This window comes from Thalassospira sp. ABD4_177, assembly GCF_056160125.1.
The window spans coordinates 1,934,527-1,947,304 of sequence record NZ_JBSWWO010000001.1 but is presented as its reverse complement, the minus strand read 5'-3'; the positions used below and the strand labels follow the sequence as shown (position 1 = coordinate 1,947,304).

Annotated in this window: 13 protein-coding genes; 9 read left to right on the top strand and 4 right to left on the bottom strand. The window is 56.3% G+C overall.

From position 1 onward, the window contains the following. The first annotated feature begins 45 nt into the window (after positions 1-45). The 5 genes from radA to ACXAF0_RS08865 all read left to right on the top strand — a co-directional run bounded on the left by radA (position 46) and on the right by ACXAF0_RS08865 (position 5,092). Positions 46-1,458 (top strand): DNA repair protein RadA, encoded by a 1,413-nt coding sequence (gene radA, locus ACXAF0_RS08885; protein ID WP_475345521.1) that lies wholly within the window; start codon positions 46-48, stop codon positions 1,456-1,458. A 57-nt stretch (positions 1,459-1,515) separates the two neighbouring features. After that, a complete protein-coding gene (locus ACXAF0_RS08880) occupies positions 1,516-2,202 on the top strand; it encodes a CvpA family protein (RefSeq protein ID WP_475345520.1) in 687 nt (228 codons plus the stop codon). 64 nt (positions 2,203-2,266) lie between these two features. Continuing rightward, positions 2,267-3,727 carry an amidophosphoribosyltransferase gene (purF, locus tag ACXAF0_RS08875; protein WP_475345519.1) on the top strand — a complete coding sequence of 487 codons (1,461 nt, stop codon included), beginning with the start codon at positions 2,267-2,269 and terminating at the stop codon, positions 3,725-3,727. Beyond that, on the top strand, positions 3,724-4,437 hold the full coding sequence (locus ACXAF0_RS08870; RefSeq protein ID WP_475345518.1) for an SDR family NAD(P)-dependent oxidoreductase: 714 nt from the start codon (positions 3,724-3,726) through the stop codon (positions 4,435-4,437). Before purF ends, ACXAF0_RS08870 begins: the two co-directional genes overlap by 4 nt. Before the next feature lie 175 nt (positions 4,438-4,612). Continuing rightward, on the top strand, positions 4,613-5,092 hold the full coding sequence (locus ACXAF0_RS08865; RefSeq protein ID WP_475345517.1) for a c-type cytochrome: 480 nt from the start codon (positions 4,613-4,615) through the stop codon (positions 5,090-5,092). An 84-nt stretch (positions 5,093-5,176) separates the two neighbouring features. Here the strand turns inward: ACXAF0_RS08865 and der are convergent, their stop codons facing one another. The 3 genes from der to ACXAF0_RS08850 form a co-directional block, all read right to left on the bottom strand. Next, positions 5,177-6,688, bottom strand: coding sequence for a ribosome biogenesis GTPase Der (gene der / locus ACXAF0_RS08860; protein ID WP_475345516.1), 1,512 nt, complete (start codon positions 6,686-6,688; stop codon positions 5,177-5,179). Positions 6,689-6,803: 115 nt separating this feature from the next. Further along, positions 6,804-8,138 carry a PQQ-binding-like beta-propeller repeat protein gene (locus ACXAF0_RS08855; protein WP_475345515.1) on the bottom strand — a complete coding sequence of 445 codons (1,335 nt, stop codon included), beginning with the start codon at positions 8,136-8,138 and terminating at the stop codon, positions 6,804-6,806. 68 nt (positions 8,139-8,206) lie between these two features. Then, positions 8,207-8,857, bottom strand: a complete 651-nt coding sequence (locus ACXAF0_RS08850; protein WP_475345514.1) for a tetratricopeptide repeat protein — start codon at positions 8,855-8,857, stop codon at positions 8,207-8,209. Positions 8,858-9,354: 497 nt separating this feature from the next. Here ACXAF0_RS08850 and ACXAF0_RS08845 point away from each other — a divergent pair, with 497 nt between their 5' ends. The 3 genes from ACXAF0_RS08845 to ACXAF0_RS08835 all read left to right on the top strand — a co-directional run bounded on the left by ACXAF0_RS08845 (position 9,355) and on the right by ACXAF0_RS08835 (position 11,052). Further along, entirely contained in the window at positions 9,355-9,780 is a 426-nt protein-coding gene (locus ACXAF0_RS08845) for a hypothetical protein (RefSeq protein WP_475345513.1), read from the top strand. 207 nt (positions 9,781-9,987) lie between these two features. Continuing rightward, positions 9,988-10,272, top strand: a complete 285-nt coding sequence (locus ACXAF0_RS08840) for a DUF2794 domain-containing protein (RefSeq protein ID WP_475345512.1) — start codon at positions 9,988-9,990, stop codon at positions 10,270-10,272. Between the two features lie 12 nt (positions 10,273-10,284). Beyond that, positions 10,285-11,052 carry a tetratricopeptide repeat protein gene (locus ACXAF0_RS08835; protein WP_475345511.1) on the top strand — a complete coding sequence of 256 codons (768 nt, stop codon included), beginning with the start codon at positions 10,285-10,287 and terminating at the stop codon, positions 11,050-11,052. 37 nt (positions 11,053-11,089) lie between these two features. On the opposite strand, the gene fliN is transcribed toward ACXAF0_RS08835, so the two are convergent. Then, on the bottom strand, positions 11,090-11,392 hold the full coding sequence (fliN, locus tag ACXAF0_RS08830) for a flagellar motor switch protein FliN (protein ID WP_040823589.1): 303 nt from the start codon (positions 11,390-11,392) through the stop codon (positions 11,090-11,092). A 262-nt stretch (positions 11,393-11,654) separates the two neighbouring features. Here fliN and ACXAF0_RS08825 point away from each other — a divergent pair, with 262 nt between their 5' ends. Continuing rightward, positions 11,655-12,767 carry a PLP-dependent cysteine synthase family protein gene (locus ACXAF0_RS08825; RefSeq protein WP_475345510.1) on the top strand — a complete coding sequence of 371 codons (1,113 nt, stop codon included), beginning with the start codon at positions 11,655-11,657 and terminating at the stop codon, positions 12,765-12,767. The last annotated feature ends 11 nt before the right edge of the window (positions 12,768-12,778 follow it).

Here is a 12,778-nt window from a genome sequence, read left to right as displayed (position 1 = left end):
CAACACGAATATTTACTAACACTTCCCTGATCTGCGGAGCATTCTGTGGCCAAAACCCAAAGCCGTTTCATCTGCCAAAACTGTGGTGCCGAATACCGCAAATGGACCGGGCGCTGTGATGCCTGCGGCGAATGGAACAGCATCGAGGAAGAGCGCGTTGAAAGCGGCCCCAAGGCCACCGGCGGCATTGCCGGCGGGGCGAAGGGCAAGACCATCGATTTCGTCGCCCTTGAGGGTGAAAGCGCCAGCCCCAAACGCCTGATCAGTGGTATTGCCGAACTTGATCGCGCCTGTGGTGGTGGTCTTGTGCCGGGGTCGGCCCTCCTGGTCGGTGGCGATCCGGGGATTGGTAAATCAACCATCCTTTTGCAGGCCGTCGGTGCGATGGCCGCCAAACATAAATGCGCCTATATCTCGGGCGAGGAAGCGGTTGATCAGGTCCGCATGCGCGCAAGTCGTCTGGGGCTTGAAAAATCCAAGGTCGATTTTGCCGCCGCCACCAGCCTGCGCGATATCATCACCACCCTTGAAGCCAGCAATCATGACGTGGTGGTGATTGACTCCATCCAGACCATGTATGCCGACACGCTTGATAGCGCGCCCGGCACCGTATCGCAGGTCCGCGCCTGTGCACTGGAATTGATCCGGCTTGCCAAGCGCAAGGGCTTTGCCGTCCTGCTGGTTGGTCACGTCACCAAGGAAGGCCAGATTGCCGGTCCGCGCGTGCTTGAACACATGGTCGACACGGTTCTGTATTTCGAAGGCGAACGCGGCCATCAGTTCCGTATCCTGCGTGCGGTTAAAAACCGTTTTGGCGCGACCGATGAAATCGGCGTGTTTGAAATGGGCGATGGCGGCCTTGTCGAAGTGCCCAACCCATCCGCCCTGTTCCTGGCAGACCGTGACTCGCCCGTCAGTGGCACAGCCGTCTTTGCCGGGCTTGAAGGCACGCGCCCGATGCTGGTTGAAATTCAGGCGCTTGTTGCGCAATCCGCACTTGCCACCCCGCGTCGTGCGGTTGTCGGTTGGGACTCTGCGCGCATGAACATGATTTTGGCCGTGCTGGATGCCCGTTGTGGCCTGCCGCTTAGTCAGTTTGATGTGTATCTGAACGTTGCCGGTGGCTTGCGGGTTGGCGAACCGGCGGCCGACATGGCGGTTGCCGCGGCCCTGATTTCGGCCGTTGCCGATGCCCCAGTTCCGAACGAGACCGTGATTGTCGGTGAAATCGGCCTGTCAGGCGAGGTCCGCCCGGTCGGGCAACTCGAATCGCGGTTGAAAGAAGCCACCAAACTTGGTTTTGGCAATGCCTATACCCCCAAGAACGGCACGCAGGGCAAGAAGAAGCTTTCGATCAAGGGCCTCAATCAGACCGAAATCGGCCATCTTCAGGATTTGGTAAACCTCTTCGGCGACGATGTGCGCGACAAGGTGCGTCCGCGCGAAGGCATGTATTAAGCGCCTTTAACGCGATCTCGCCCTCCACCCGGACTGACGAACAAGGTTTACGAATAGATGGATTTCTCCGCCCTTCCCGATCTTGGCGCACGTGATGTGTTTGACCTGATTGTTGTCGGCATTTTGCTGATCTCGGGGATCTTTGCCTTTTTCCGCGGTTTTATCCACGAGACCCTTTCGATGATGGGCTGGGTCGGGGCCGGGCTTTTTGCGCTTTATGGCTATCCGGTCACGCGCCCCTATGTCCGTGAACTGATCCCGTCCGAACTGATTGCCGATCTGGCAACCGGTGTTGGTCTGTTTCTGATTTCGTTTTTGATTTTCTCGTTCATCAGCGGGCGGATTGGCCGGGCGGTGCAGAATTCCGGGCTTGATAGCCTTGATAGCACGCTTGGCTTTGTTTTCGGGCTTGTGCGCGGGGCGTTGATCGTTTGTATCGGTTTTCTGGCCCTGTCCTGGTTGCTGCCGGCAGATTCGCAACCCGACTGGGTCCGCGATGCCCGCACCCGCCCGGTTCTCGAAGAAGGTGCCTTCCTCATTATGCGCATGGCACCTGACGAAATTTTCGATACCACCGCCCAAGAGCTTGAGCGCGCTCAGCGTGAGGCCGATGAGAACGAAAGAACCTATCGCCAACTTCTTGGCCCGGAGCCAAAAGGGACTGGACCCGCGCCCCTAAACGGGTATACAAGGCCCTCGCGCGATGATTTGGATCGTCTGATCGAGGCGACCACCAACGAGTGAGGCGTGTGGGTTTCGTAAATGTGACGAATTCCGTGCGCCACCGGCGAGAGAGCGGAACCCACTCATGCTGACCACCAATCCATTTGACGACGATAAGCTACGTGAAGAATGTGGCGTCTTTGGCGTATTTGGCTCCCCCGATGCGACGGCGCTGACGGCCCTTGGCCTGCATGCCCTGCAACATCGTGGACAGGAAGCCGCGGGCATTGTGTCCTATGACGGCGAAGATTTTCCGGCACACCGGGCATCCGGCCAGGTTGGCGATATCTTCGGATCCGAGGATGTCATCAAAAGCCTGCCCGGTCACCGTGCGGTTGGCCATGTTCGCTACTCGACAGCGGGCGGCAAGGGCCTTCGCAACGTGCAGCCGCTATTTGCCGATTTCGAATTCGGGGGTCTGGCGATTGCTCATAACGGCAACCTGACCAACTCGCTTGCCGTGCGGGAACGTCTGGTCAAGCGTGGCTCGATTTTTCAATCGACCTCGGATACCGAAACCTTCATTCACCTGATCGCAACCAGCCTTTATGAAAAGATCGTCGATCGCCTGATCGATGCAGTGCGTCAGGTTGAAGGTGCCTATTCGCTGGTCGTCATGACCCAGAAGAAACTGATTGGTGTGCGTGACCCGCTGGGTGTCCGTCCGCTGGTTCTGGGCAAGCTTAATGACGCCTATATCCTGTCATCGGAAACGGTTGGCCTTGATATCGTTGGCGCAGAATTCATCCGCGACGTCGAACCGGGCGAGATCGTTGAGATCACTGATGATGGCCTGCGTTCGATCAAGCCGTTCAAGCCGCAAAAATCGCGTTTCTGCATTTTCGAGCATGTCTATTTCGCCCGCCCCGACAGCATCGTCGAAGGCACGAGCGTCTATGACGTGCGCAAGAATATCGGTCGCGAACTGGCGATTGAATCCGCTGTTGATGCCGACGTTGTCGTGCCGATCCCGGATTCCGGCGTGCCGTCCGCGCTTGGTTACGCCGAAGAAAGTGGAATTCCCTTCGAACTGGGCATCATCCGCAACCATTATGTCGGGCGTACCTTTATTGAGCCGACCGACCAGATCCGCCACCTTGGCGTGAAGCTGAAACACAACGCCAACCCGGGCAAGCTCAAGGGCAAGCGCGTTATTCTGGTTGATGACTCGATCGTGCGTGGCACCACTTCGACCAAGATCGTTGATCTGGTCCGTCAGGCTGGTGCAGCAGAGGTGCATATGCGGATCACCAGCCCGCCGACCATGAACCCCTGCTTCTATGGTGTTGATACCCCATCCAAAGACAAGCTGATGGCGGCCAATCACGACATTGAAAGCATGGCGAAGATCATTGGCGTCGACAGCCTGGCCTTTGTCACCATTGATGGTCTCTATCGTGCGACCGGCCTTCCGGGCCGCGACAATGACGATCCGGCATTCTGTGATGCCTGCTTTACCGGCGACTACCCGATCAAGCTCACCGATCACAATGCCGAAAACAAGGACCGCAAGCTCACTCAGCTGGTGGAAAGGCAGTCCGCATGACCGACAACAAGCGGCTTGAAGGTCGCGTCGCCCTGATCACCGGGGCATCGCATGGCATCGGATGTGCAGTTGCCAAACGCTTTGCCGCCGAAGGCGCGCATGTGATTGCCGTTGGCCGTAATGTCGGCGCGCTCGAAGAACTGAGCGACGACGTCACTGATGCTGGCGGCAAGATCACCCTGCTGCCGCTGGATCTCACCATGTTTGACAAGATCGACATTCTGGGTCCGACGATCTATGAGCGGTTTGGCAAGCTTGACATCGTGGTGGGTAATGCAGGCCTTCTGGGCGAAATCGCCCCGGTGGGCCATATTGATGCACAGGTCTTCCAGAACACCTATGCCACCAACGTCACGGCAAACTTCCACCTGATCCGCACCACAGACAAGCTCCTGCAGCTCTCGGATGCCGGTCGGGCGATCTTTGTGACCTCGAACGCTTCCTCCAAAGGACGCGCCTTCTGGGGGGTCTATGCCTCGACCAAGGCGGCACTTGAAAGCCTTGTTCTGTCCTATGCGCAGGAACTCGAAGAGACCAAGGTCAAGGTGAACCTCGTCAATCCGGGCCGTATCCGCACCAAAATGCGCGCCGAAGCCTATCCGGGCGAAGATCCCGAAACGCTTCCGACACCCGAAAGCATCACCGATGTTTTCGTCGATCTGGCAGAAGCGTCCTGCACCAAACATGGTGAAGTGGTCAACGCGTCCTGATCGCGAACAGAACACCACAAAATCCAAGGGCCCCACGCGGGCCCTTTTTTCATGCACGACCAGCCAACTGCCAAATCGGACACAAAAAGCAGATCAAGGCATTGCCATAACTGGTGTTTGACCGATAGCATGGGTCAAATATCAACCCGCCACCGGCATCGGAGCACGGCATTTTATGAATTCGGCCAGTCTTTCCAGATTTATCCGCCCGCTAGGCGTCGTTGCCATGCTGGTGGCCCTTGGCGGCACCGCACCCTTCACAGACGCCACAGCATCAGAAAACAGCGCTTCGAAGGTAATCCTGCCGGAAATGGACGCAGAACGCGGCAAAACCCTGTTTGCGGAGCGAGGCTGTGTGATTTGTCATTCGGTCAACAATGTCGGCAGCAACACCGCGACCAGCCTTGATGCCTCGAACATGAATATTGCGCGGGAGCCGTTTGAGTTCTTTGCACGCATGTGGCGCGGCGCGCATCAGATGCTGGCCCTCCAGCAGGCCGATCTGGGCTATCAGATCGATTTTTCCGGTCAGGACATCGCCGATATTTTCGCCTTCGTGCAAAACGGCGAAATTCAGGAAGGCTTCACCGAAGACGACCTGCCTGAGCATATCAAGGAAATCATTGATAACGGCCCGTCTGCCGCGATCAAGTAAATCCCGCCAAGCGCAGTCACCGCACGAAAAAGCCGCCCATCGTTTCCAAGGGCGGCTTTGTTCTGTTTGGCAAGAAGTTCGAAACTAGCGTTTCTTTTTCTTGTTGGCGAAGGGGTTGTCGCTGCTGCGCAGATAGATGCGGATCGGAACGCCCGGCATGTCGAAATCTTCGCGCAAACCATTGATCAGATAGCGCGTATAGCTTTCGGGCAGTTCAGCCGCCTTGGAGCAGTTGATAAAGAAGCTTGGCGGGCGCGATTTCGCCTGGGTCATATAGCGCAGGCGAATACGACGCCCGGAAATGACCGGCGGCAGATGGCGCTCGGTGGTCGCTTCAAGCCAACGGTTGAGCTGCGATGTGGAGATACGCCGGCTCCAGATATCATGGATATCGAGCACGGTCGGCATCAGGCGATCGGTGCCCCGCCCGGTCAGTGCCGAGAAGGTCAGGACCGGAATGCCCTTGGCCTGCGCAAAGGACACATCAAGCTTGTCACGCAGTTCCTGCATGACGCCTGCCTTGTCCTTGATCGCATCCCACTTGTTAACCGCAATGATCAGCGCGCGGCCTTCTTCAAGTACCATGCGCGCAATCGTCAGGTCCTGCTTATCAAGCGTATTGGTCGCATCGATCATCAGAACCACGACCTGCGCATAGCGGATCACGCGCAGCGTATCGGCAACCGAAAGCTTTTCAACGCGGTCATCGATCTTCTTCTTGCGGCGCATACCGGCGGTATCGACCAAACGGATCGGACGCCCGTCATAAGACCAGTCAACCGCAATGGAATCACGGGTCAGTCCCGCCTGCGGGCCGGTCATCACACGGTTTTCACCCAAAAGCTGGTTGAGAAGCGTGGATTTACCGGCATTCGGACGCCCAACGATGGCGAGCTGGATTTTCGAATTGTCACGCGGACCTTCGTCGATCAGTTCGCCGTCTTCGTCTTCGTCATCTTCGCTGAATTCGATTTCATAGGACGGGAAGACTTCGCCTTCGTCCTCGGCAAAACCGTCTTCATCGTCGAAATCATCTTCGATGGCGGCTTCTTCTTCGGCCTCACGGGCATGCTGTTTGGCGACGCGTTCGCGGTCTTTCCATTCTTTCCAGTGCGGCTCCAGCATGTCATAGAGCAACTCGATGCCCAAGCCATGCTCGGCCGAGATCGGCGCAACATCGCCAAGGCCAAGACCATATGCCTCATAAAGGCCGGGATCCTGGTCCTTGCCTTCATGTTTGTTGGCAATGACATAAACCGGCTTGTGGCGTTTGCGCAGCCAATCGGCAAAGTGGTTATCAAGCGGCGTCAGACCGGCACGGGCATCAATCAGGAACAGCGCAACATCGCATTCCTCGAACGCCATTTCACTTTGCTGGCGCATCATGCCTTCGACGGAATTATCAAACGCTTCTTCCAGACCGGCGGTGTCGATAATGTCAAACGACATATCGCCAAGGCGCGCCTTGCCGTAACGGCGGTCACGGGTCACGCCGGGCTGATCGTCCACAAGTGCCAGCTTTTTGCCGACCAGACGGTTAAACAGGGTCGACTTCCCGACATTGGGGCGACCGATAATGGCAACTTTCAGCGACATCTGATTTTCAGACTCTCGTTATAAAAGGCGTTATGCGCCGCGGGCATTCGGGCCCACGGCGCATCGCAAAAACCTGCAAGGAAACCTTGCGAAAACTGTGTTCGTTCCTGACCGATCAGCGATATGCGATTAGATCGGCATCCGCAGTCAGGAAGTAAAGGCTGTCTCCGGCAACAGATGGCGGCAAAGTGATCGGGCCGGATACTTCATCCTGACCGAGGATATCACCACTATAAGGGGAAACAGTCATTACTTCGCCCTGCTCGTTACCAACGATCAACCTGTCACCGGCCAGAACCGGCCCTGTCCAGACAATCGGGCCTTCCTGATCCTCGGGATCGGTATAACGGGGCAGAACGGTGACCCATTTAACCTGTCCGGTCTTCCGACGCAAGGTAATCAAGTCATTTGTATTGGTTAGCAGGTATACGTATTCGCCGGCCACCCATGGCGACTGAATGCCACCGGCCTCCAATTCCCAAACGCGATAACCGGTACGCAGGTCAATCGCCGTGGTCAGGCCGGAGTTACTTGTGGCAATCACCAGATCATTATCAATCACCGGCAAGCCACGAATATCGGCAATTGCCGACACCGCATCGGTACGACCAGCAGCCGCGAGCGCATCCGACCAGATCACCTGACCGTTTTCCACGCGAAGGGCATAAAGCTCGCCCGTCGAATAGGCCGAAATGACCACACCCTGATCAACCGCTGGGCTGGCACCACCGATAAAGGAGGCACCTTCGGCAGCACCACGATGGTTCCAAAGGTTTTCACCCGTGCGCGCGTTCAGCGCAACAGTCTGGTTATCAATGGTAATGGCAAAGACACGGCCACCGCGCACAGTCGGTGCGGAGCGCATCGGTGCGCTGACCTGCTGGCGCCACAGAACCGTGGCACTCGGCGCATCAATGGCGATGATTTCGGCAAAGCCCGTGGTGGCATAGATGACACCGGCTTCATAGGCCAGGCCACCGCCCAGAAGGGTGCTGTCTTCTTCGTCCTCAGGGGCCAGTTCAAGCGACCAGATTTCCTTGCCCGAGGTTGCAGCATAGGCGCGAACTTCGGCCGCCGCATCAATGGTAAAGATCACACCGCGCGCGACAATCGCCTGATTGAGCAGAAGGTTGTCATCCATCGACCCTTCGCCGATATCAATCGACCAGTCCTGTTCAAGAACTTCGTTATCAAGACCAACGTGATGAAGGGCGTGGCTCGGATAGCCGCCATTTTGCGGCCAGTCGACCATCGGTTCGGGTTCGGGCAGGATCACGCGCTGATCGCTAAGCGCCACATCGGGCTGAACCGTGCTTTGCAGGGCAAGAACGGAAATACGCTCGCCCGGAAGCGGCGGGTCTTCTGCCTCGCCAAGCCAGCTTGAACACCCTGCCAAAAGGCCTGTCATGCCGATTACGCACAGAAGTGACTTAATACCGCGTGTGGTCAAAACCGTTTCCCCTGAATGAACTCACGTCATATGAAGCGCTATCACGCTCCATTGCTGTCCGGGTGATGTCAGGCACCAACAGCCTTGAGAATTTCACTTGCCCTTGCGCGCATGCCTTGCGGCGCACTGTTATCGTCTGCGATCTCGGTCAGAAGCGGCTTGGCGGCTTCGACCTCGCCACCGGCGATATGCAGGAGCGCGATCATTTCACGTGCCGAGTAGTACCAGGCATTTTCCGGCACCGCGATCGGCTCCAGACGCGCAATCAAGTCCTGCGCATTACTGGCACTCGCGCTGTTCATTGCGATCTGAACCACGGCAAGATCACGGTAAACCTGATCAATGTCGGAATTACCGGCAACGGCTTCGAGTTCGTTCACCGCTGACGGAACCGCATCAGCGCGCAGATAAACAGCCGCCTTCTGGAAATGGCCAAGGGCGACAAAGTCGGCATTGCCATCAGCAATGATCGCATCAAGGGCAGCCAGTGCGGCGTCCTGATCGGTTGCGCTGTCCTGTGCCAGCTCGACAGCATTGGCAAGACGGGTACCGTTTTCGATGCTGGTGCTGGTTTCGTAGGTTTTCCAGCCTTCACGACCTGCAACACCCAGAACGATGGCCGCGGCAACGCCGATCACGTATTTCCCGTATTTGCGCCACAGCTCTTCGCTGCGTTCACGCTTCAGGTCTTCTTCGACTTCCTGGAAAATATCAACCACGAAAACGGCTCCAATCCGGTCACAATAAAGCGGGCAACCTGCCCGCTTATCTGAAAAAATTCTGGCAAGGATTTAACGCGCCAGCGGGTACAGGGTCAAGTCTGCTCGACACCAATCGGGTCTTTCCTATGATTATTTTCACCCGTCCCTGACATAAGCGGGCAGACAACATCACAAATGTCGTTGCTATCAGCCAGATATGACCCAATTCGGGCAGTGACATCAGGGCGGGAAAGAATTGCCTGCCAGTTGCAGAAATGCGCTTTGAGATCGACGTTTTTAAACCGCTTTGAGAGCTTTGCCGGGCAGCATCACAAACACCCTGGCGGGCATTGATAGTGCCAAAACCGGCTGGAAACGCGGCGATAGAATGCCATATGGCCTTTTATGCACGGCTTACCTTCGGTTCGGCACAGGGCTTGCTTATACATCTGGCAAGGGAACAGATTTGAACTTGTCATCGGTCATAATTGCCCGGTGCGCGGACGGAGACCACAATGAAACGTCGCGAGATTGCACATACAAAGGCCTCAAAACGGCGCATTATCCGACAGCGTATTCTTGCCGGGCTGTTTGCTGCCGTCATGGGATCGACCGTTTCGGGTTGCAGTACGACGATGTCTGACATTGTCGGCACCAGCATTTTCACCGGTGGTGAGTGGTATCTGGCCTTTGACGTGATCAGCATTGTGAATTCCGACAAGACCCTGATTGACCACGCCGTGTCGCTTTCGACCGGTCAGGATTGCTCGACCATCCGCAAGATTGATGGCAAATCCTATTGCAAAAAGGATCCGGTCCCGGAAACCCCGCTTTACTGTTATCGTTCGCTCGCGGCAGTCAGTTGCTATCGCACGCCCGATCCCTATAACACCGGGGCACAGACCGTTGACTGGCCCCCGACCCGGTCGCGCAGCCTGTAAGCACGCTTATTCTTTGCTGTGCATTTCATCCATTGAAACTTGAGGCATCGGTCAATCCGCGCTACCGTGTCACATGGTTGTCATCACGCCTTGGGGCCAAACGATAACCATGGACACACGCTGGCGGAGTAACCCATGGGAACATTGTTCGATTTGGCAAAGTACCGCAAAGCCAAGAGCTTTGTGCATTTTGACCGGACTGAACTGATGAGACTCATGAACACCTATTCAAGACAGGTTGCCAGCGGTGCCTGGAAGGATTATGCCATTGACCACCTGGACGGGATGGCGATGTTTTCCATTTTCCGCTCCACCCACGAAACCCCGCTTTTCACGGTCATCAAATTGGGCAGCGAACATAAAAACGCCGGACAGTTCGTCGCCCTGCACAGTGGTGAACGCATCAAACAAAGCTCAGACATCATCAATGTGCTTGAAGCCATCGAAAAACGCGCCCGCAAGGTCGTGCCGCTCTTTAAATCAAATTCCTGATGGTTCCGTAACGTGACGCGTCCTCCTTCGGCCCGCCATTCCGGCCGACGCCCCCTCCTCATCCTTGCCCTGCTTGCCTGTGTGCTGCTGCCAACAAACAGCCACGCCGTTGGCATGAGCAAGGAATACCAGACCGGGTATTATGCCTATCAGGCCGGTGACTTTCTGCGCGCGCAATCATATTGGCGACTGGCGGCCAAGGAAGACGATCCCTATGCCCAGTATGCTTTGGGTCTGATGTATTTTCGCGGTGATCTCGGCAAACCGGAATATGGCATGGCCGCCGACTGGTTCACCAAGGCCGCAGGGGCCAATCATGGTGGGGCGGTCTATTACCTTGGGCTGCTGCATTTCAATGGCTATGGCCTGCCCTATGATCATTTCCGCGCCACGAAATATTTCATGCGCGCGCTTGAGATCGATCCGCATAATGGCAATGCGGCCTATATGATCGGCACGCAGTATTTTCATGGTCGTGGCGTCCGCCAGAACTTCGTCGAGGCAGCCCATCACTTTGAAATTGCCGCAAAGGAAAACATGCATGCCGGGCAGTTCATGTATGGCGCCTTGCTTGAACGCGGCTGGGGCGTGAAACAGAATTACGCCGATGCCTATTACTGGCTGCGGCGTGCAGCAAGCGGCACCATTACCTTTCCGACAGGTGCGGGCGAGGAAGAACCGCTTGATCCACATGCGGCCATTGCCGCACTTGAACCGCGCCTGCGCCCCGAAGAAATCGCACGCGTCGATAAACGCTTAGCTGCCGAAAGCCTGCTTTAGGCTGGCAAACGCTTCGTGATCTTCAAGTTTTGAGAGATTAGTGGTGGGTCTCGATGACCATACCGCTTTTGACGACTTCGGTGATGGTCACACCAAGGTTCTCATCCACCACGACCAGTTCACCACGGGCGACCAGCCGGTTATTGACATAGATATCGACCGGCTCACCGACACGGCGATCCAGTTCAAGCACGGCACCACGGGTCAGGCGCATCAATTGCGCAACCTGAATCTGGCTTTTGCCAATCACCGTTGATACGCGCACGGGCACATCATAAGCCGCCCCGATGTCCGAGGCACCCATGCGTACGCTAAACGGATCCTTATCGTCGTCAGCCATGATTTGCGAGCCATCCAGTCAAATCGAAGAATCGAGAACCTTGTATAGTAAAGGTTAGCTTTGAAAAAAGTGTTAGCAAGCCCAATCTGTTGAAAATCGACGTAAGCAAACCGGCCCGACCCAAGCTGCCCTGAATGTATCGACACAATTTTACTGTCGTTTTTTGTATTATTTTAACCTAAACAGATCGCAATTCCGGGTCGGGTCAGCGCCCTGCCCCGACCATGCCCACAGAGTGATCCAACCAGAGTCAGGATGTTTCATGCCCTATGACCGCCAATGGGTGGCCGATGCCATCAGCACGATCGAAGCCGATTTCAACCGGTCTGCCGACACCCATCTGATCCGCCTTGATCTGCCAAAGCTTGGCGATATCGGGCTGTATCTGAAAGATGAGTCGACCCATCCGTCAGGCAGTCTGAAACACCGTCTGGCGCGCTCGCTGTTTTTGTATGGGCTTTGTAATGGCTGGATCACCAAGGACACCCCGATCATCGAGGCCTCCAGTGGCTCGACCGCTGTGTCGGAAGCCTATTTTGCCAAACTTCTGGGATTGCGCTTTATCGCGGTGATGCCGAAATCGACATCGCAGCAGAAAATCGATCAGATCGCCTTTTATGGCGGCGAAAGCCACCTTGTGGATCATGGCGGCCAGATTTATGACGAATCCCAACGTCTGGCGCGTGAACTGGGCGGCCATTACATGGACCAGTTCACCTATGCTGAACGCGCGACTGACTGGCGCGGCAACAACAACATTGCCGAAAGCATCTTTGACCAGCTCAAACGCGAAACTCATCCGATCCCGCGCTGGGTCGTGGTCGGTGCCGGGACCGGGGGCACGTCATCGACAGTCGGGCGCTATATCCGTTATGGCCGAAGCCTTGGTCAGGGCTGCGAGCTGTGTGTTGCCGATCCGGAAAACTCGGTTTTCTATGATGGCTATGAAACCGGCGACTGTTCGGTCACCAACAGCAAGGGGTCACGCGTCGAAGGCATTGGCCGCCCCCGCGTCGAGCCCAGCTTCAACCCGACCGTTGTTGATCGCATGTATCGCATCCCCGACGCGGCAAGCTTTGCAGCCCTTTATTATCTTGAAAAGCATCTTGGGCGGCGCTGCGGCGGTTCGACCGGCACCAACCTGATTGCGACCCTGTCTCTGATCTCGGAAATGAAAACCGCCGGGCAGACCGGGTCGGTCGTGACCTTGCTGTGTGATGGCGGGGATCGCTATTGCGATACCTATTACAATGCCGATTGGCTCAAAGCCCAGAAGATCGACTTGGCCCCTTGGACTGCGGCACTTGACCGGTTTGATGAAACCGGCCTGTTTGACATGCCCCTTGATCAGTGCAGCGGGTATACCGGGCGATAGCACCAAACCCG

What these genes read in the sequence shown, in the direction of transcription:
- ACXAF0_RS08880 (WP_475345520.1), top strand. Translation starts at nt 1,516, where the DNA reads ATGGATTTCTCCGCCCTTCCCGATCTTGGCGCACGTGATGTGTTTGAC.
- purF (WP_475345519.1), top strand. Translation starts at nt 2,267, where the DNA reads ATGCTGACCACCAATCCATTTGACGACGATAAGCTACGTGAAGAATGT.
- ACXAF0_RS08870 (WP_475345518.1), top strand. Translation starts at nt 3,724, where the DNA reads ATGACCGACAACAAGCGGCTTGAAGGTCGCGTCGCCCTGATCACCGGG.
- ACXAF0_RS08865 (WP_475345517.1), top strand. Translation starts at nt 4,613, where the DNA reads ATGAATTCGGCCAGTCTTTCCAGATTTATCCGCCCGCTAGGCGTCGTT.
- der (WP_475345516.1), bottom strand. Translation starts at nt 6,688, where the DNA reads ATGTCGCTGAAAGTTGCCATTATCGGTCGCCCCAATGTCGGGAAGTCG.
- ACXAF0_RS08845 (WP_475345513.1), top strand. Translation starts at nt 9,355, where the DNA reads ATGAAACGTCGCGAGATTGCACATACAAAGGCCTCAAAACGGCGCATT.
- ACXAF0_RS08840 (WP_475345512.1), top strand. Translation starts at nt 9,988, where the DNA reads ATGAGACTCATGAACACCTATTCAAGACAGGTTGCCAGCGGTGCCTGG.
- fliN (WP_040823589.1), bottom strand. Translation starts at nt 11,392, where the DNA reads ATGGCTGACGACGATAAGGATCCGTTTAGCGTACGCATGGGTGCCTCG.
- ACXAF0_RS08825 (WP_475345510.1), top strand. Translation starts at nt 11,655, where the DNA reads ATGCCCTATGACCGCCAATGGGTGGCCGATGCCATCAGCACGATCGAA.